Raw genomic sequence first — 18,286 nt, 5'->3', positions numbered from 1 at the left:
CTACGGCCGGCGCCCGGTGAAGGCCAGCAACCGGGTCTGGGGGTCGGCGTCGTCGGGGACCTCGACGGCCGGAGCCATGACCCCCGGACGCCGCAGGGTGTTCTCGGTCGAGTGCAGCTGCTCCGACGCCGCGGCAACGGCCTCCGGCGGGAGGGTCTCGTCGGCGCCGATCGCGCGGGCGAGGTCCCAGGCGTGGACGGTCACCTCGGCGACGGTGAAGGCCGAGGCGGCCGCGGCGAACGTCATGGTCCCGAACGGCGTCTGCCAGGTGCGGGCGGCCGTGCCGGGGTCGGCCAGGCGCTCCTCCCACCAGGAGATCCGCTCGGCCCAGGCGTCGGGCAGTCGGCTGGGTTCGTCGACGACGTCGAGTTCGTCGGGCGTCGGTCCGCCGACGGTGGCCGCGAGCATCCGGTCGCGCTCGATCACGTGTCCGACCAGGTCGGCGACCGTCCACCCCTCGTCGGGGGTGTCGGCGGTCCACTGGTCGGGGGCCACGGTCCCCACGAGTTTCGCGAAGTGGTCGACCACCTGCCGGTAGAGCTCCAGTTCAGACGCCATGGCTGCGGCAACGCCCCCGCCCGGTGCGTTGTTCCACTTCGCTCGAACCATCCCGAGCCGCCCGGTGGCGTGGCCCGGGTGGGCGGCGGGCAGCATGGACAGGTGCGCCCCTTCGTGTGTCCCGTCGACAACGCCCTCCTGTCGTTCGAGGACCTCAGCTGCCTGTCCTGCCACACCGAGGTCGTCTACGACCGCCCGCTGCGCCGGATGGAGCGCGCCGCGAACGCTGCTGTGTGCACCAATCGCGAGCAGATCGGCTGCAACTGGGCGTCGGCCGGCGGCCTGTGCGAGGCGTGCGCGACCACCCGGGTGCGCCCGAACGACGCCGACATCGCCGGGGTCGCGGCCTGGGCGCTGACCGAGACGGCCAAACGCCGGCTCTTCTACCAACTCGACGACCTGCACCTGCCCACCGGCGACGTCGTGTTCGACCTGCTCTCCAGCCGCGAGGAGAGCGTCACGACCGGCCACGCCGACGGCGTCATCACCGTCGACATGGCCGAGGGCGACGACGTCCACCGCGAGTCCGTGCGCATCGGGCTGGGCGAGGCGTACCGCACGATGCTCGGCCACCTCCGGCACGAGATCGGCCACTACTACTGGCAGGTGCTGGTCGACGGCACCGACTTCCTCGCACCCTCGCGCCGCCTGTTCGGCGACGACCGCGAGGACTACGCCCACGCCCTCGAGGTCCACTACGCCAAGCCCGACGACGGTGCGTGGCGCGGCCAGTTCCTGTCGCGGTACGCGGCCTCGCACCCGTGGGAGGACTGGGCCGAGTGCTTCGCGCACTACCTGCTCATCACCGACACCGTGCAGACGGCGGCGACCTGGCAGGTGACCATCGCCGGGCCGGTGACGCAGCCCCTGGTGAACAACCTCGCCTCGCTGTCGTCGTACCCGATCGACCGGCCGCTCGCGTTCGACGCGCTGATCTCGACCTGGCTGCCGTTGTCCTACGCGCTCAACGCCGTCAACCGCAGCCTGGGCCAGGAGGACGCCTACCCGTTCGTGCTGTCGGCGCCGGTGCTCACCAAGGTGCGGTTCGTCGCCGAGGTCGTCACGTCCGGCACGGCGGTCTGAGGTGGTCGAACCCGACGCGGACGGTGTCCGCTCGCGGGTGCTGCCCGGCGGGTTCGTGGTGTCCGACGACCCCACACTCGTCGACCTCGACGCCGTCTGGCAGTTCCTGAAGGCCGAGGCCTACTGGGGCCGCGACCGCACCCTGGAGGACCTCGAGGCGCAGATCGCGAACGCCTGGCGGGTCGTGGGCGTCTACACCGACGACGACGCCGCCGACCAGATCGGGTTCTGCCGGGCGTGGTCGGACACCGTGCGCAACGCCTACCTCGCCGACGTCTACGTCCTCGGCTCGCACCGCGGCCGCGGACTCGGCGCGGCCCTCGTACGGCACATGGTCGACGACGGCCCCGGCGCGAACTTCCGCTGGCTGCTGCACACCGCCGACGCCCACGAGCTCTACGCCCGCTCCGGTTTCGAGCGTCCGGACCGGACGTTGCTCGAACGGCCGTCCGGGTGGTCCGGGACGATGGACGCGTGAGCCTCGCCGTCCGGGTCATCCCGTGCCTCGACGTCGACGCCGGCCGGGTGGTCAAGGGCGTCAACTTCGCGGGTCTGCGCGACGCCGGTGACCCGGTGGAACTCGCCCGCCGCTACGACGAGCAGGGCGCCGACGAGCTCACCTTCCTCGACGTCACCGCGTCGTCGGCCGGCCGCGCGACGACGTTCGACGTCGTCCGCCGCACCGCCGAGCAGGTGTTCATCCCGCTGACCGTCGGGGGTGGGGTCCGCACGGTCGACGACGTCGACGCGCTCCTGCGCGCCGGCGCCGACAAGGTCGGGGTCAACACCGCGGCCATCGCCCGGCCGGAACTCGTCGCGCAGATCGCGCACCGGTTCGGTCGGCAGGTGCTGGTGCTCTCGGTCGACGCCCGCCGGGTGCGACCCGGCGACCCGCCCACGCCGTCGGGGTTCGAGGTCACCACGCACGGCGGCCGGCAGGGCACCGGCATCGACGCCGCCGAGTGGGCCGCCCGCGCCGCCGACCTCGGCGCCGGCGAGATCCTGCTCAACTCCATGGACGCCGACGGCACCCGGGACGGCTTCGACCTGCCGCTCGTCTCCCTCGTCCGGGCCGCGGTGTCGGTGCCGGTCATCGCCAGCGGCGGCGCGGGCAAGCTGGCCGACTTCGCGCCGGCCGTGCACGCCGGCGCCGACGCCGTCCTCGCGGCCAGCGTCTTCCACTTCGGCACCCTCACCGTCGGCGAGGTCAAGACCGCCCTCGCCGCCGAGGGAGTCGTGGTCCGCACCGCCTGAACGACCTAGGCCGCGGGGTGCACCCGCCGGTGCTCGTCGACCCGGTGCCCCTCGGCCTCGAGCAGGGGGACCTGGACCGGGGCGTGCGAGCCGTAGACCCGGCCGTCCGACGGCACCACCCGCCACCACGGCAACCCCGGTGCGCACCGCAGCACGTTCGCGACCGCCTGGGCGGCGCGCGGCCGACCCAGTTCGAGGGCGATCTCGGCGTACGTCACGACCTCGCCGCGCTCGAGCGCCGCGACCGTCTCGACCACCTCGCGCTGGAACGGCGTCGGGACGTGGTCGGCCGGCCAAGGCCGTGCGTGCGGCGGCATCGGGTCCGGACGGACGGCGCGGGGCACGCCGACACGGTAGGCGGCCGGCGGGCGGCGGCCCGAACGCCGTGGCACCATCCCTGCCGTGGCGCGTGAGACGACGGACGGTGAGTTCCGGGTCCCCGAGGACGTGGAGGCCGAGGAGGCCCGACGGGCGGCGCTGCTCACCGACGACACCGACGCCGCGACCGACGAGGACGAGCAGAGCCGTCCGAGCCGCCGGTGGCGGCGGGAGCGCCACGCCGAGCCGGTCGACCTCGGCAGCGTCGACCTGACCACGACACCCGGTCCGGTGGTCGGTGCCGTGGCCCTCGGGGTCGTCGCGGCACCGCTGCTCGGGGTCTACGCCGTCCTGTTCGTCTCGCGGTACTTCCTGGAGCCCGGGGTCTCGCCGGACATCACGTCGAGTTGGACCGGGGAGGGGATCGCGGGGGTCGTCGCGGCGGTGCTCGCGATCGTCATGCTCGTCATCGTCGCCCGGGCCGCGGGCGGGCGCGGGCTGCCGGTGTTCGTCGGCGCCCAGGTCGTGGTCGTCGGCACCTGCGCCTACCTGCTGTCCGACGACGCCCACGGCGGCCGGTCGGTGACGATCGCCGTGCTGGTCCTGTCCGTGGTCGCGATCGGACTCGCCCTGACGCCGGTGTCGCGACGCTGGTTCGCCGCGCACACCCTCGACCGCGCCTCCAGCTGACCGGTTCCGCACACCGCGGCCTTGCCGCAAGCGCCCTCACAGGTTGCGCACAGTTGAATCAAACCCGGGGCCTGGCCACGGCCCGCATCGTGGGGGCACAGGATCGGCACAGCAGAGGCTCAGCCGTCCGTCGCCCCGGCCGTGACCGGGACCCGGCGGACCCCGCGGGCCTCGGACAGGGAGCGACGATGACCATGACCAGTGACGCACCGGTCGCGAGCGGCCAGCAGAACCCGACCAAGCGCCGTGTGCTCGTGGTCGACGACGAGGACAACGTCACCCACCTGGTGAGCTCGGCGCTGCGGTTCGACGGCTTCGAGACCGTCACCGCCGACAACGGCCACGCCGCGCTCGCCGCGGTCGCCGAGCACGACCCCGACCTCATCGTCCTCGACGTCATGATGCCGGGCCTGGACGGCCTGGGGGTCCTGCACAACCTCCGCGCCGCGGGCTCGCAGGTGCCGGTCATCTTCCTCACCGCGCGTGACGCCTCCGCCGACCGCATCGGCGGGCTGCGGGCCGGCGCCGACGACTACGTCGTGAAGCCGTTCAGCGTCGAGGAACTGCTCGCCCGCATCCACGCCGTCCTGCGCCGCGCCCAGCCCGACGAGGCGCGCGAGGGCGTGCTCACCGTCGCGGACCTCGAGCTCGACGAGAACAGCCACGAGGTCACCCGCGCGGGTGTCGAGGTGCACCTCACCGCCACCGAGTTCGAGCTGCTGCGCTACCTCATGCGCAACGAGCGGGTCGTGCTGAGCAAGGCCCAGATCCTCGACCGCGTCTGGAAGTACGACTTCCAGGGCCAGAGCAACATCGTCGAGCTCTACATCGGGTACCTGCGCAAGAAGGTCGACTCGGTCGAGCCCAAGCTCATCCACACCGTCCGCGGCGCGGGCTACGTCATCAAGGCCCCGCGGCACTGATCCGCGCCCACCACCTGCCGTGACCCTCACCGTCCAGCCGTCCGCCCAGCCCGGTCCTGCCGGCGACGGCGGCGTCGAGGAGCTGCAGCAGCGGCCGCCCCGCGAGCCGCTCTTCGTCCGCGTCGGCCCACGCTCACTGATCAGCCGGTTGGTGAGCGGGGTCGTCGTGCTGGTGACGGTCCTGGTGCTCGCGATCGGCGCGTCGACGTTCTTCCTGCTGAAAGCGTTCCTCTACGACCAGCTGCGCACGCAGGTCACCGGCTTGGCCGGGAGCAACGGCAACAGCTTCAACTGTCAGCAGGCCACCGGGTGCCAGTTCGGGTACGAGGCCGCGCAGTCCGAGGACGAGGCCCGTCTGCAGTCCCCACTCGTCGAGTGGGTCGCGTTGTACGACCCCTCGCAGAGCCAGGTCATCAAGGCCAGCAGTGAGAACCCGAGCCTGAAGATCATGAGCATCACCGGCGCCCAGGCCGCGAAGGTCATCCGGAGCGACGGCCCGGTCGCTCTCACCACCGGCGACGGTGTACGCCTCGAGGTCTTTGCAGCCCCGGCCCGCATCCAGCCCGGGATCTACGTCGTCACCGGCCTCTCGACCCGCGAGGTCGATCGCACGCTCGGCCGGTTGCTCACCCTGGAGATCAGCATCGGGGCGGGTGCGATCGCCGTCGCGCTGCTGGCCAGCTACTTCGGGGTGACGTTCGGTCTGCGGCCGCTGCGGCGGGTCACCAGCACCGCGCAGGAGGTGACGGCCGAGCTCTCGCCGACCGGTGGCGGCCTCGAGCGGCGCGTGCCGATCGAACCCAACACCGACACCGAGGTCGGGCAGCTCGCCACCTCGGTGAACACGCTGCTCGGGGCGGTCGAGGCGCAGTTCGCCGCGCGGGTGCGCAGCGAGGACCGCATGCGCGAGTTCCTCGCCGACGCCTCCCACGAACTGCGCACGCCCCTGACGTCCATCCGCGGCTTCGCCGAACTGTCGCGCATGCAACGACGCCAGTCGGCGCTGCAGGCGGGCCTGGACCCCGCGACCGCCGCCGAGGACGACGCCCTCGACCGGATCGAGTCCGAGGGCACCCGGATGTCGAAACTGGTCGACGACCTGCTGCTGCTCGCCCGCAGCGACCACGGCTCGACACCGGCCCGCGACCGGGTCGACGTCGCCGAGATGGTCGGCGACGTCGTCGAGAGCGCCCGCGCGGCCTACCCCGACCGACCGGTCGACGCCGAGGTCCCCGCGGACCTGGCGGTGCTCGGAGACCGCGACCAACTGCTGCGTGCCGTGCGCAACCTGGTCACCAACGCCGCGGTCCACACCGCACCCGGGGGACCGATCCTGGTCCGGGCCCACGCCGACGGTGAACAGGTCGTCATCGAGGTCGCGGACTCGGGGCCCGGCCTGGAACCTGACCAGGCGGCCCACGTCTTCGACCGCTTCTGGCGCGCCGACAAGGCCCGCACCCGCGCCCGCGGCGGGTCGGGGCTCGGCATGTCCATCGTCGCGACCATCGTCGAGCAGCACCAGGGCGTGGTGCGGTTCGACAGCACCCCGGAGACCGGCAGCACCGTGACGATCGTCCTGCCCGCCGCCGTCCCCGTGGACTGACCCCGGATCGGAGTGGGCGCGGACGGCACAATGGGCGCCGTGAGTGCCGTCCCCGTCTCCCAGCTCGACCCGGCTGTCGCCACGCGCCTCAAGCGCGACGCCGCCGGCCTGGTCCCCGCCGTGGTCCAGCAGTACGACACCGGCGAGGTGCTCATGCTCGGCTGGATGGACGACGAGGCGCTGCACCGCACGCTCACCACCGGCCGCGGGACCTTCTGGTCGCGGTCGCGCGAGGAGTACTGGGTGAAGGGCGAGACGTCCGGGCACGTGCAGCGCGTCGTGAGCGTGGCACTGGACTGCGACGGCGACACCCTGCTGGTCCGGGTCGACCAGACCGGCCCGGCCTGCCACACCGGCACCCGCACCTGCTTCGACGACGGCGCGCTCGAGGTGAGCGCACCGTGACCGCCCTCGACCTCGACCGCGAGACCCAGGTCCGTCCCGACCGCGCCGGCTTCGCGCGCCTGGCCGCGACGGGCGGCATGGTGCCGGTGACCCGCACGCTGGTCGCCGACACCGAGACCCCGATCGGCGTCTACCGCAAGCTCGCCGCCGGTCGCCCCGACACCTTCCTGCTGGAGTCGGCCGAGCCCGGTCGCTCGTTCTCGCGCTGGTCGTTCGTCGGCGTGCGGGCGCAGGCGGCGTTGACCTCCGACGGCGAGAACGCCGTGTGGCGCGGGACGCCACCGCCGGGCGTGCCGGTCGACGGCGACCCGCTCGAGGCCCTCGCCGCCACCTGGCGCTTCCTGCGCACCGACCACGACGACTCGCTGCCGCCGTTCACGGGTGGGCTGGTCGGCTACCTGGGCTACGACGTCGTACGCCGGCTGGAACCGTTGCCGGATGCAGCGGTCGACGACCTCGGCCTGCCCGAGCTGACCATGCTGCTCACGACCGACATCGCCGCCGTCGACTCCTACGAGTGCCGCGTGGTCCTGGTCGCCAACGCGATCGTTGCACCGGGCACCGATCCGGACGCCGCCTACGACGACGCCGTCGACCGCCTCGACCGGATGACGGCCGACCTCGCGCGGCCGTTGCCCGCGGCGCCCGCCACCTTGAGTCAGGTGCCGCCGAAGGAGGCGACGTCCCGCACGCCGGCGGGGGAGTACGAGCGCACGGTGGAGCGGGCCATCGAGGCCATCCGGGCCGGTGAGGTGTTCCAGATCCTGCCCGGCCAACGCTTCGAGACCGCCACCGACGCCGACCCGTTCGACGTCTACCGGGTCCTCCGGACCCTGAATCCGTCGCCCTACCTGTACTTCCTGCGCCTGCCGGGCCTCGACATCGTCGGCTCCAGCCCCGAGGCGTTGGTGACCGTGCGGGAGGGAGAGGCGACGATCCACCCGCTCGCGGGCACCCGCCGCCGCGGCGCCACGGCGGCCGAGGACGAAGCCATGGTGACCGAGCTGGTCAACGACCCGAAGGAACGCGCCGAGCACGTGATGCTCGTCGACCTCGCCCGCAACGACCTCGGCCGGGTCTGCACCCCCGGCACGGTGCGTGTCACGCAGTTCGGCGCGGTGGAGCGCTACAGCCACGTGTGGCACATCGTGTCCACCGTCAGCGGCGACGTCGCCGAGGGCAAGGACGCCTACGACGTGTTCGTGTCGGCGTTCCCGCACGGCACGGTCACCGGGGCCCCGAAGGTCCGGGCCATGCAGCTCATCGACGAACTCGAACCCGTCCGGCGGGGGGTCTACGGCGGCGCGGTCGGCTACTTCGGCGCGGGCGGCGACATGGACCTCGCCATCGCGATCCGCACCGCGGTGCTGCGCGACGGCGTCGCCTACGTCCAGGCCAGCGCCGGCATCGTCGCCGACAGCGTCCCGGCGCTCGAGGCGCAGGAGACCCGCAACAAGGCGCGGGCCGTGCTGCAGGCCATCGCCACCGCCGAGACGATGCGCCCGGTCGAGACGGATCCGCGCGCGTGAGACGCGTCGCGGCCGCGGTCGGGCTCGACGTCGTCGGCAGCGCGGTCGTGCTGATCCTGCTGTCGCTGACCTGGCAGCAGGTCCGCATCGACCGCCAACCGCCGTTCGCCGACGTCGCGGTCGGCCTGTCCGGTCGCACCGTCGCGCCCGCCGCCTTCGGCCTCGCGCTCGTGACCCTCGCCGGGGCCGTCGCCGCGCTCGCCACCCGCGGGGTGGCGCGGCGCGTCGTCGGCGTCCTGGTGACCGCCGCCGGTGTCGGCACGGCGGTCGCGGCCCTGCTGGCCACCGGCGCGCCCTCGGACGCCCACGCCCGCACCCTCGCGGCCGAGGCGGTCGCGGACCGGACCTCGGCCACCGCGGTGGTGCCGATCGACGACGGCACGGTGGCCGTGGTCGCCCACGCGCTGTGGCCGGTGCTCACCGCGGTCGCGGCGGTGCTCGCGGTCGTCGCGGGCGTGCTGTTCGTGCTGCCGGACCGCTCCCGGGGCCGCGCCACCACGGCCGGGGGCCTCGGCCCCCGCTACGAGGCGCCGGTGGCGGCCGAGCGTCCCCGCGACACGACGCTGTGGTCCGCGCTGGACCACGGCGAGGATCCCACCGTCGACGAGGCTGACCCGCCACCGAACGGGCACGAACACGGCTCTGACGCAGCGAGCGGCCGGTTCGCGCCGCCACCCACGACCTCCATGTGAACTCGCGCCGATCGAGCCCACGGGGCGCTAGATTCGGCCGCATGACCAGCACGCAGACCTCGTCGACCTCCGGTCCGGGCAGCACCGGCGCCGCCCGCGGCATGGTGCTCATCGTCGAGGACGAGAAGTCGATCGCCGACGTCGTGTCCATGTACCTCGTCCGCGCCGGGTACGGCGTGCAGCACGAGAGCGACGGCGACGCCGGGTACGCCGCCATCAAGCGGCTGCGGCCCGCGGCCGTCATCCTCGACATCGCCCTGCCCGGCATGGACGGCGTCGAGATCTGCCGACGCCTGCGCGCCGACGACGACTGGACCCCGGTGCTGTTCATGACCGCGCGTGACGAGGAGGTCGACCGGATCGTCGGGCTCGAGCTCGGCGCCGACGACTACGTCACCAAGCCGTTCTCCCCGCGGGAGATGGTCGCCCGGGTGGCGTCCGTGCTGCGCCGCACCCAGGGCGTGCCCAGCAGCTCGACCCTCGAGGTCGGCCAGGTCCGGGTCGACCTCGACGGCCACCGGGTCTACGCCGCCGGCAAGGAGGTCGCGCTCACCGCGACCGAGTTCGACCTGCTGTCGTACCTCATGAAGAAGCCCGGCCGGGTCCACACCCGCGAGCAGCTGCTGTCCGAGGTCTGGGGCTACGCGCCGACGGCCGGCACCCGCACCGTCGACGTCCACGTCGCGCAGCTGCGGAGCAAGCTCGGCGACGCCAGCCCGGTGCGCACCGTGCGCGGTGTCGGGTACGCCGCCGAGGACCGCGGCGACGAGCGCGCCCCGGACGACGGTGACGTCACCGTCGGTTCCACGACCTGAGCGGCGTGAGCAGCGCGACCGCCTCTCCCGTGGTGCGGCGCCCGCGCACACTCGCCGCGCGCATGACCGTGCTCGGCATCGCGGTGTCCGTGGTGAGCCTGCTCGTCGCGGGCACCCTCGCCGTCGGACTCATCCGCCGCCAGAGCGACGCCGTGGCCGACCGCTCGCTCGCTTCGCTCGCCGACGCCGCCCAGGCCACGGCCAACAGCGGCTCGTCGCCCGCCCTCGGTCAGGAGAACGCGCTGTCGGCGCTGAGTGCGCTGCGGATCGCGTACGCGAGCATCGACGTCGCGGGCCACGAACGCGGTGGAGGTGCGCAGCTCGCCCGTGACGCCGTCACCGACGACGAGGTGACCCGCCTGCTCGGCGGGATGTCGCTGTCCGACCGGCGCACGGTCGACGGCGAGGACGTGTTCGTCGAGGCCCGCCCCACCCGGGACGGCGCGCTCGTGCTGGTGCAACGGCGCTCCGACGCGCTGCGGCCGGTCAACGACGCCATCAACCTGCTCCTCGTCGCCCTGGCCGTCGCGCTGGGGTTCGGCATCGCACTGTCGCTGTTCTACGCGCTGCGTCTGGCGCGGCCGCTGCAACGCACGGCCCGCGGGGCGCTGCGGCTGGCGGACGGGCACCGCGACGTCGACGTCCGCCCCGAGGGTCCCCGCGAGGTCGCCGAGGTCGGCGCGGCCATCAACGCGCTGTCCCGCTCACTCGCCAGTTCCGAGGCCCGGCAGCGCGAGTTCCTGCTCTCGGTCTCGCACGATCTGCGCACCCCGCTCACCGCGATCACCGGCTACGCCGAGTCCCTCGCCGACGGCGTGGTCGAAGGCGACGGCGTCCCGGTCGTCGGACAGGTGATGCTCGACGAGTCGCACCGCCTGGCCCGGTTGGTGAGGGACCTGCTCGACCTCGCGCGCCTGGACGCCCACACGTTCCGCATCGACCTCACCGAGGTCGACCTCGCCGACCTGGTCCGCCGCGCGGGCGTGGTCTGGAGCGACCGGTGCGAGAGCGTCGGGGTGGTGTTCTCGGTGGAGAACGACCCACCGCCGCCGGGGATGTCGTACCGCGTCCGCACCGATCCGGGCCGCATCCGACAGGTCATCGACGGCCTGTGCGAGAACGCCTTGCGCATGACCCCCGCGGGACGGCCCATGGTCATCGCCATCCGGCCGGACGGCCGCGCCGGGGTGCCCGGGGTCGAGGTGTCGGTGCGCGACGGCGGCCCGGGCCTGTCCGACGACGACCTCGCCGTGGCGTTCGACCGGGGCGCGCTGTACGAGCGTTACCGCGGCGTGCGACCGGTCGGCACGGGCCTCGGACTCGCGATCGTGCACGGCCTGGTGACGCGACTCGGGGGACAGGTCACCGCCGGCCGGGCGCCGGAGGGCGGGGCGTCGTTCACGGTGTGGTTGCCGCTGCTCACGCGGCAGACCCCCGCGGCGGTCACGCCGGTCGCCGTCGCTCCCTGAACGGCCCTCCGACCCGCGTCGGGGCCGTGGTCGGGCCACGGTTACAGTCAGCACGTCCGGAGGCGATCCGATGTCGCCGTGACCGTCCGCCTGGAAACCGTGGGAGGCGACAGCAGTCGTGCACGACGTGCTCGCCGACATCATCGCCGGTGTCCGGGTGGATCTCGCGGCCCGGGAAGCGGCCGTCCCGCTCGAGGTCATGCGTGACCGCGCCGCCGCCGCCCCACCCGCGCGTGACGCCCTCACCGCGTTCCGCGCCCCGGGAGTCTCGGTCATCGCCGAGGTCAAGCGCCGCAGCCCCTCGGCCGGGTCGCTCGCCGACATCGCCGATCCCGCCGCCCTCGCGCGGCTGTACGAGGACGGCGGCGCGTCCGCGGTCAGCGTGCTCACCGAGCGCGCCCACTTCGGCGGGTCCCTCGAGGACTTCGACAGCGTCCGCCGCACCGTCGACCTTCCCCTGCTGCGCAAGGACTTCATCGTCAGCAGCTACCAGGTGCACGAGGCCCGGGCGCACGGCGCCGACCTCGTCCTGCTGATCGTGGCGGCCCTCGAGCAGAACGTGCTGGTCGGGCTGCGCGAACGCATCGAGTCCCTCGGTATGACCGCCCTGGTCGAGGTGCACGACGAGGAGGAGGCCACGCGCGCGCTCGACGCCGGCGCCACCCTCATCGGCATCAACAACCGCAACCTGCGGACCCTGCACGTCGACCGTGGCACGTTCGCCCGCATCGTGTCGGGCCTGCCCGGCGACGTCGTCGTCGTGGCCGAGTCCGGCGTCCGCGGCCCGCTCGACCTCATCGAGTGTGCGTCGGCCGGCGCCGACGCCGTGCTCGTCGGCTCCGGCCTGGTCACCGCCGATGACCCCCGCGCGGCCGTCGCCGACCTGGTCACCGCCGGCTCGCACCCGGCCACCCCGCGTTCGCAACGGCGGTAGGCGTGCCCGCCGGGCCCCGCGCGTTGCGCACCAGCGCACGGGCTCGGTGGAAACGGCCTGGACCCGAAGGGTCATGATGGAGGCGTCATGACAGCCACCGTTCCCGACGCCACCGGCCACTTCGGCCCCTACGGCGGTCGTTTCGTCCCCGAGGCCCTCGTCGCAGCGATCGACGAACTCACCGAGGCCTTCCACGCCACGCAGGCGGACCCCGCGTTCCGCGCCGAGTTGGCCCGCCTGCACCGCGACTACACCGGCCGGCCCTCGCCGCTGACCACCGCGGCGCGGTTCTCCGAGCACTGCGGCGGGGCGACCGTCCTGCTCAAGCGCGAGGACCTCAACCACACCGGCTCGCACAAGATCAACAACGTGCTGGGGCAGGCCCTGCTGACCCAGAAGATCGGCAAGAAGCGGGTGATCGCCGAGACGGGCGCGGGCCAGCACGGCGTGGCCACCGCGACCGCCGCGGCGTTGTTCGGCCTGGACTGCACGGTCTACATGGGCGAGGAGGACACCCGCCGGCAGGCGCTCAACGTCGCCCGCATGAGGTTGCTCGGCGCCGAGGTCGTGCCCGTGACCACCGGGTCGCGCACCTTGAAGGACGCCATCAACGAGGCCATGCGCGACTGGGTCACCAACGTCGAGACCACCAACTACGTCTTCGGCACCGTGGCGGGCCCCCACCCGTTCCCGCTGATGGTCCGCGAGTACCAGCGCATCATCGGTGACGAGGCGCGCGAGCAGGTCCTCGAACGCATCGGCCGCCTGCCTGACGCCGTGCTGGCGTGTGTCGGCGGTGGGTCCAACGCCATCGGCATCTTCACCGCGTTCGTGCCCGACGACGGCGTGCGGCTCGTCGGTCTCGAGGCGGGCGGCGACGGTGTCGACACCGGGCGTCACGCCTCGACCATCACCGGCGGGACGCCCGGAGTGTTGCACGGTGCACGCTCGTACCTCCTGCAGGACTCCCACGGCCAGACCGTCGAGTCCCACTCCATCTCCGCCGGTCTCGACTACCCCGGCGTCGGCCCGGAACACTCGTACCTGCACGACATCGGCCGGGCCGAGTACCGGTCGGTGACCGACACCGAGGCCATGGAGGCCTTCCGGGTGCTGTGCCGCACCGAGGGCATCATCCCGGCGATCGAGACCGCCCACGCGTTGTCCGGTGCGATGACCCTCGGCCGCGAACTCGGCCCCGAGGCCGTCCTGCTGGTCAACCTGTCCGGCCGCGGCGACAAGGACGTCGACACCGCCGCCCGCTGGTTCGACCTGCTCGACGCCGACGCCGACAACGTCGGCAACCTGCGGGAGACCCAGGGCGGTCAGGAACACCTCGAGGCGGCCAAAGCCGCGCCGTCGTCATGACCGTCACCCAGCCGCGCTCCGTCGCCGCGGCCATCGACGCCGCGAAGGCCGAGAACCGTGCCGCCCTCATCGGCTACCTGCCGACCGGTTACCCCGACCTCGACACCTCGGTCGCCGCCATGGTGGCGATGGTCGAGGGCGGCTGCGACGTCATCGAGATCGGCGTGCCGTACAGCGACCCGGTGATGGACGGCCCGACCGTGCAGCAGGCGGCCGAAGTGGCCGTGCAGAACGGCACGTCGTTGGGTGACACGCTCACCGTCGCGCGGGCGGTCGCCGACGCCGGTGCCGTCGCCCTCGTGATGTCCTACTGGAACCCGGTTGATCGTTACGGTGTGCAACGGTTCGCCGAGGACCTCGCCGGCGCCGGGGGTTCCGGTGTCATCACGCCCGACTTGATCCCCGACGAAGCGGCTGACTGGATCGCCGCCTCGGAGCAGACCGGCCTGGACCGGGTGTTCCTCGTGGCGCCGTCGTCGACCGACGCCCGTGTGGTCTCCACCGCCGCGGCGTCGCGCGGGTTCGTCTACGCCGCCTCGACCATGGGCGTCACCGGCACCCGCGCCACGATCGGCAGTGCCGCGGGCGACCTCGTCGCCCGGGTCCGCCGCCTCGCCCCCGACACCAACGTGTGCGTCGGCATCGGCGTCTCGAACGGCGACCAGGCCGCGGAGGTCGCGGGCTTCGCCGACGGCGTCATCGTCGGTTCCGCCTTCGTGCGCCGCATGCTCGACGACCCCGGCCCCGGCGGCGTCGCCGCGGTCCGAGACTTCGCCGCCGAACTGGCCGAGGGCGTCCGCCGCCGCTGAGCTGCCACGGCCTCGACCGGCGCGGTGTGGGTTCGCAGGAGCACCAGACCGGGCCGCAGCAGCGGGAGCCCGCGAAGGCCGCGTCGACGTCCGGTCGCCGTCGGCGCCGCCGACACCCTCGGGCTCAGTCGGTCGAGGTCTGGGCGGCGGGCGGCGCGGTGATGTCGACGTCCTGGCCGTAGTCGGAGAACGTGACGGTGTTGGTGAGCGTCTTGCCGGCGATCGTGATGTCCTGCACGACCTTCACCGGGCGGCCCTGATCGTCGAGCGAGATCGTGGTGGGCACCGGGTCGATCTGCGAGACCACACCGCCCAGTTCGGCCGCGTTCGGCAGGTCCTTCGGGTCGATCTCGAAGCGGTACTCCTGCACCGGGGTGCCGTCGACGTCGCCGGAACCGGTGGCCTCGAACTTCGACCCGCCCTTGACGAGGGTGGCGTACTGGGTCAGCGAGGTCTGGGTCTGCACCTGGTCGAACGACTGCGCGATCGCCTTGACCAGCGGGTTCGAGCTGGTGGCGCTGACCTTCGCCCACGGCTTCGACGGGTCGGACTGCTCCGACGCCGGCAGCTTCACGTACCCGGTCCCGTCGATGTAGACGAGCTCGATGTTCGACCCGCCGGACCCGACGGCGAAGGAGAACGCCTCGGTCTTCCCGCCGGCGCCGGTGCGGACGTCGCCCTCGCCGTTGGTGGCGGAGTCACCGGCGGCGTCGCCCGTGGTCGAGAGGGTCAGGTGGACGGTCGTGGCCTTCGAGGTCGACGTGACCAGGGTGGCGGCGAGTTCCTCGATCGACCCGGCGGGCTGGGCCTGGCCCGACCCGGACGAACCCGAACCCGACGACGAGCCCGAACCCGAGCCCGAGGATCCCGAACCGGTCGACGCCCCGGCGGGGGCGCCCGAGCCGGACGTCGAACCCGAGCAGCCGGCGAGGACGCAGAAGGCGAGCACGGCCGAGACGCCGGCGGTGAACAGGCGGGCGTGTGGGAAACGTGAGGTCACGGTCCTGTGGTCACCGGTGACGGCCCTGCTCAACCGCGGGACGCGTCACGAACCGGTCACGGACCGGTGTGAGGTGCTCAGGGGACGACGAGCAGTTTGCCGGTCGTCGTCCGACCCTCGAGGTCCTCGAACGCGCGCGGGACGTCGTCGAGGGCGTAGCGGCCGCCGATCTGCACGTCGAGCGAGCCGTCCGCGACCGCGTCCAGCACATCGCCCGCGCGGTACAGCAGTTCCTCCCGCGTGGCGGTGTGGTCGCCCAGCGTGGGGCGGGTGACGAACAGCGACCCGGCCGGGTTCAGGCGCTGCAGGTCGAACGGCGGCACCGGGCCGCTGCTGGCGCCGAACAGCGCGATGGTGCCGCGCCGCGCCATCGCGGCGAGGGTGGCCTCGAACGTGGCGGCGCCCACCCCGTCGTAGGCGACGTCGACGCCGTGCCCCCCGCCCGCCGTCCGGATCCGGCCGGCCAACTCGGCGGCGTCCGGTACCGGGTCGTAGAGCAGGACGGAGTCGGCCCCACGGTCGCGCGCGATCGCCGCCTTGGCCTCGGTCGACACGGTCGCGACCACCGTGGCGCCGCGGGTCTTCAGCATCTGGACGAGCAGTTGCCCCACCCCGCCGGCCGCCGCGTGGACCAAGGCCACGTCGCCCGGCCCGACCGGGTAGGTGGAGGTGACCAGGTAGTGGGCGGTCATCCCCTGCAGCATCACGGCGGCGGCCAGGGCCGGGTCGAGCCCGGCGGGCACCGGTACCGCCTGGTCCGCCGCCACCAGCGTCCGCTCCGCGAAGCTGCCGCGGCTGCCGCCCGCCCACGCCACGACGTCGCCGACCGCGAACCCGTGGACGTCGGACCCCAGCGCCGTCACCACCCCGGCGCCCTCACCGCCGGGCACGTACGGCAGCGGCCGGGGGTAGCGACCCTCCCGGAAGTACACCTCGATGAAGTTGACCCCGGCCGCGGTGACGTCGACCGCGAGCTCACCCGGGCCGGGCCCACCCAGCTCGACCTCGACGACCTCGAAGACCTCGGGGCCGCCCGTGCGGCTGACCTGGACGGCGCGGCTGCTCACCCGGGCGACGCTACCGAGCCCCGGCGCCCGACCCGTCCCGCCGTTGTCGGTGCGGCGATCCGCCGGACGGCGAGGACGACGAGGACGACGAGGGCGACGAGGGCCGGCGCTGGTCGTCGGGGCGCCGGGGTCGGGCGGCCGCGAGCAGGACGAGACCGACCGCGACCGCGATCGCACCGCCGAGCACGTCGCCGTCCCGGTGGTGGTCCGAGGCGAGCGTCGGGAACCGGACCAGCCCGACCGGGTCGTACCGGACGTCGACCCGGTCGCCGGGGTGGTACCGCCCGAGGCGGACGTCCCGTAGCGGGCCGGCGACCTCCGATCCGTCGTCGAGCCGCAGGGTGTCCTCGTCCACCAGCCCGACGCCCTTGCCCCCGTCGTGCTGGTGCACGGACGCCACGGTCACGGTCGCCTCGCGGCCGACGGTCTGCAGCCACAGCTCCGACCCCGCCGCAGCCGTCCCGAGGGTCACGGCGACGCCCCCGACCAGCCCGTGGAGCGCGCCGAGGCGCGCCGTCGACCGGCCGACGGCAGCGACGCAGCCGCCCAGGGCCACGACGATGCCCAGCAGGACCGACCAGAGCGCGTCGTGGGCGATCAGCAGCCCCGCGAGGACGAACACGAGGACGGTGGAGAACACCAGCAGCACACGTCGCACGCCGCGCGGTGTACCCGCGCGTGGCCGCCCGTCCCGGGGACCGGCACAGGACGGGCGCAGTACCGTGACCGCTCGTGTCCGCCGCTGCGACCCTGGCCTCACTGCCCAGCCCCACGCGCAGTGCGGTGTTCCTCGGTCCGCTGCCGCTGCGGTTCTACGCGCTGTGCATCATCGTCGGGATCATCGTGGCGGTCTGGCTCGGCATGCGGCGGTGGGGGCAGCGGGGCGGCAAGCCCGAGGAGGTCCTCGACGTCGCCGGCTGGGCCGTCGTCCTCGGGATCATCGGGGGACGGCTGTACCACGTGCTGTCCGATCCCGAGCTGTACTTCCTCGGCCGCCCGGGGACGAGCCCGATCGACGCGGTCAAGATCTGGGACGGCGGCCTCGGGATCTGGGGCGCGATCGCGCTGGGCACCCTCGGCGCCTGGATCGGTTGCCGACGGCACGGGATCAAGCTGCCGCCGTTCGCCGACGCCGTCGTGCCGGGTGTGGTCTTCGCCCAGGGGATCGGCCGGGTCGGCAACTGGTTCAACAACGAGCTCTACGGCGGGCCGACCTCGGTGCCGTGGCGGCTCGAGATCCACACCATGGACCTGGTCACCGGCAAGGCCGGGCCGGTCATCGGGTACTTCCAGCCGACGTTCCTCTACGAACTGCTCTGGGACATCGCGTTGGGCTTCGTGCTGCTCTGGGCCGACCGACGCTTCCGGCTCGGCAACGGCCGGGTCATGGCCCTCTACGTCATGGGCTACACCTCCGGCCGGGTGTGGATCGAGATGCTGCGCACCGACGACGCCAACCACATCCTCGGCGTCCGGCTGAACGTCTGGACCTCGATCCTGGTGTTCCTCGCCGGCCTGGCCTGGTTCCTCACCCACCGGGGGCCGCGGGAGACCTCGATCTACCGCGACGGCCGGGACACGGTCGAACCGGTTGACGCCGTGGGGGACACTGACACCGAACCGCCCGAGCCGGCCGATCCCGGTAGCGAGGCGGACGTCACCGAGACCGGGGGCGACCGGGAAACCACCCGGTAACCTGCTGGTCAGTTCCCAGGGCCGCCGACGTCCCGCCTTCCGCCTTCCCGAAGTCCAGATGCCGGGGGTCCACC

Annotated in this window: 20 protein-coding genes; 15 read left to right on the top strand and 5 right to left on the bottom strand. The window is 73.3% G+C overall.

Features of this window, described 5'->3' with window-relative positions:
• Positions 1–558 carry a TIGR03086 family metal-binding protein gene (locus tag ACXR2U_RS12755; RefSeq protein ID WP_458825420.1) on the bottom strand — a complete coding sequence of 186 codons (558 nt, stop codon included), beginning with the start codon at positions 556–558 and terminating at the stop codon, positions 1–3.
• 102 nt (positions 559–660) lie between these two features.
• On the opposite strand from ACXR2U_RS12755, the gene ACXR2U_RS12750 reads away from it, so the two are divergent.
• Genes ACXR2U_RS12750 through hisF form a run of 3 tightly spaced genes read left to right on the top strand, consistent with a single transcriptional unit; the run spans position 661 to position 2,895 of the window.
• The gene (locus ACXR2U_RS12750) at positions 661–1,641 is read left to right on the top strand and encodes a zinc-binding metallopeptidase family protein (RefSeq protein WP_458825419.1); all 981 of its coding nucleotides are present in this window, start codon (positions 661–663) and stop codon (positions 1,639–1,641) included.
• 1 nt (position 1,642) lies between these two features.
• Positions 1,643–2,119 carry a GNAT family N-acetyltransferase gene (locus ACXR2U_RS12745; protein WP_458825418.1) on the top strand — a complete coding sequence of 159 codons (477 nt, stop codon included), beginning with the start codon at positions 1,643–1,645 and terminating at the stop codon, positions 2,117–2,119.
• Positions 2,116–2,895, top strand: coding sequence for an imidazole glycerol phosphate synthase subunit HisF (gene hisF / locus ACXR2U_RS12740; protein ID WP_458825417.1), 780 nt, complete (start codon positions 2,116–2,118; stop codon positions 2,893–2,895). The genes ACXR2U_RS12745 and hisF overlap by 4 nt, the downstream gene beginning before the upstream one ends.
• 5 nt (positions 2,896–2,900) lie before the next feature.
• Here hisF and ACXR2U_RS12735 read toward each other — a convergent pair whose 3' ends face one another.
• Positions 2,901–3,239 carry an MGMT family protein gene (locus ACXR2U_RS12735; protein WP_458825416.1) on the bottom strand — a complete coding sequence of 113 codons (339 nt, stop codon included), beginning with the start codon at positions 3,237–3,239 and terminating at the stop codon, positions 2,901–2,903.
• A gap of 58 nt (positions 3,240–3,297) precedes the next feature.
• Between ACXR2U_RS12735 and ACXR2U_RS12730 the strand changes: the two genes are divergently transcribed.
• From ACXR2U_RS12730 to trpA, 11 genes are all read left to right on the top strand, one after another.
• A complete protein-coding gene (locus ACXR2U_RS12730) occupies positions 3,298–3,903 on the top strand; it encodes a hypothetical protein (RefSeq protein WP_458825415.1) in 606 nt (201 codons plus the stop codon).
• Between the two features lie 194 nt (positions 3,904–4,097).
• Positions 4,098–4,826 (top strand): response regulator transcription factor, encoded by a 729-nt coding sequence (locus ACXR2U_RS12725; protein ID WP_458825465.1) that lies wholly within the window; start codon positions 4,098–4,100, stop codon positions 4,824–4,826.
• Positions 4,827–4,845: 19 nt separating this feature from the next.
• Positions 4,846–6,429, top strand: a complete 1,584-nt coding sequence (locus ACXR2U_RS12720; RefSeq protein ID WP_458825414.1) for a sensor histidine kinase — start codon at positions 4,846–4,848, stop codon at positions 6,427–6,429.
• A 39-nt stretch (positions 6,430–6,468) separates the two neighbouring features.
• Positions 6,469–6,834, top strand: coding sequence for a phosphoribosyl-AMP cyclohydrolase (gene hisI / locus ACXR2U_RS12715; protein ID WP_458825413.1), 366 nt, complete (start codon positions 6,469–6,471; stop codon positions 6,832–6,834).
• Complete coding sequence (locus ACXR2U_RS12710; protein WP_458825412.1) at positions 6,831–8,363, top strand: anthranilate synthase component I; 1,533 nt, start codon at positions 6,831–6,833, stop codon at positions 8,361–8,363. Before hisI ends, ACXR2U_RS12710 begins: the two co-directional genes overlap by 4 nt.
• On the top strand, positions 8,360–9,055 hold the full coding sequence (locus ACXR2U_RS12705) for a Trp biosynthesis-associated membrane protein (protein ID WP_458825411.1): 696 nt from the start codon (positions 8,360–8,362) through the stop codon (positions 9,053–9,055). Before ACXR2U_RS12710 ends, ACXR2U_RS12705 begins: the two co-directional genes overlap by 4 nt.
• 41 nt (positions 9,056–9,096) lie before the next feature.
• Positions 9,097–9,870: a response regulator transcription factor gene (locus tag ACXR2U_RS12700; protein ID WP_458825410.1), complete on the top strand. Its 774-nt coding sequence runs from the start codon at positions 9,097–9,099 to the stop codon at positions 9,868–9,870.
• A gap of 5 nt (positions 9,871–9,875) precedes the next feature.
• Positions 9,876–11,339 (top strand): HAMP domain-containing sensor histidine kinase, encoded by a 1,464-nt coding sequence (locus ACXR2U_RS12695; protein WP_458825409.1) that lies wholly within the window; start codon positions 9,876–9,878, stop codon positions 11,337–11,339.
• 127 nt (positions 11,340–11,466) lie between these two features.
• Entirely contained in the window at positions 11,467–12,273 is an 807-nt protein-coding gene (gene trpC, locus ACXR2U_RS12690; protein ID WP_458825464.1) for an indole-3-glycerol phosphate synthase TrpC, read from the top strand.
• 87 nt (positions 12,274–12,360) lie between these two features.
• Positions 12,361–13,641 (top strand): tryptophan synthase subunit beta, encoded by a 1,281-nt coding sequence (trpB, locus tag ACXR2U_RS12685; RefSeq protein ID WP_458825408.1) that lies wholly within the window; start codon positions 12,361–12,363, stop codon positions 13,639–13,641.
• Positions 13,638–14,450 (top strand): tryptophan synthase subunit alpha, encoded by an 813-nt coding sequence (trpA, locus tag ACXR2U_RS12680; protein ID WP_458825407.1) that lies wholly within the window; start codon positions 13,638–13,640, stop codon positions 14,448–14,450. Before trpB ends, trpA begins: the two co-directional genes overlap by 4 nt.
• Before the next feature lie 124 nt (positions 14,451–14,574).
• Here trpA and ACXR2U_RS12675 read toward each other — a convergent pair whose 3' ends face one another.
• The 3 genes from ACXR2U_RS12675 to ACXR2U_RS12665 form a co-directional block, all read right to left on the bottom strand.
• Positions 14,575–15,450 carry a LolA-like protein gene (locus tag ACXR2U_RS12675; protein WP_458825406.1) on the bottom strand — a complete coding sequence of 292 codons (876 nt, stop codon included), beginning with the start codon at positions 15,448–15,450 and terminating at the stop codon, positions 14,575–14,577.
• A 77-nt stretch (positions 15,451–15,527) separates the two neighbouring features.
• Entirely contained in the window at positions 15,528–16,517 is a 990-nt protein-coding gene (locus ACXR2U_RS12670) for a quinone oxidoreductase family protein (protein ID WP_458825405.1), read from the bottom strand.
• A gap of 10 nt (positions 16,518–16,527) precedes the next feature.
• Complete coding sequence (locus ACXR2U_RS12665; protein WP_458825404.1) at positions 16,528–17,175, bottom strand: hypothetical protein; 648 nt, start codon at positions 17,173–17,175, stop codon at positions 16,528–16,530.
• A gap of 74 nt (positions 17,176–17,249) precedes the next feature.
• Here ACXR2U_RS12665 and lgt point away from each other — a divergent pair, with 74 nt between their 5' ends.
• The gene (gene lgt, locus ACXR2U_RS12660; protein WP_458825403.1) at positions 17,250–18,212 is read left to right on the top strand and encodes a prolipoprotein diacylglyceryl transferase; all 963 of its coding nucleotides are present in this window, start codon (positions 17,250–17,252) and stop codon (positions 18,210–18,212) included.
• The last annotated feature ends 74 nt before the right edge of the window (positions 18,213–18,286 follow it).

This window comes from Jatrophihabitans sp. YIM 134969 (genome assembly GCF_054456675.1).
Note: the sequence above shows the minus strand (reverse complement) of the source record. Positions and strands in the feature narration are given on the sequence as shown.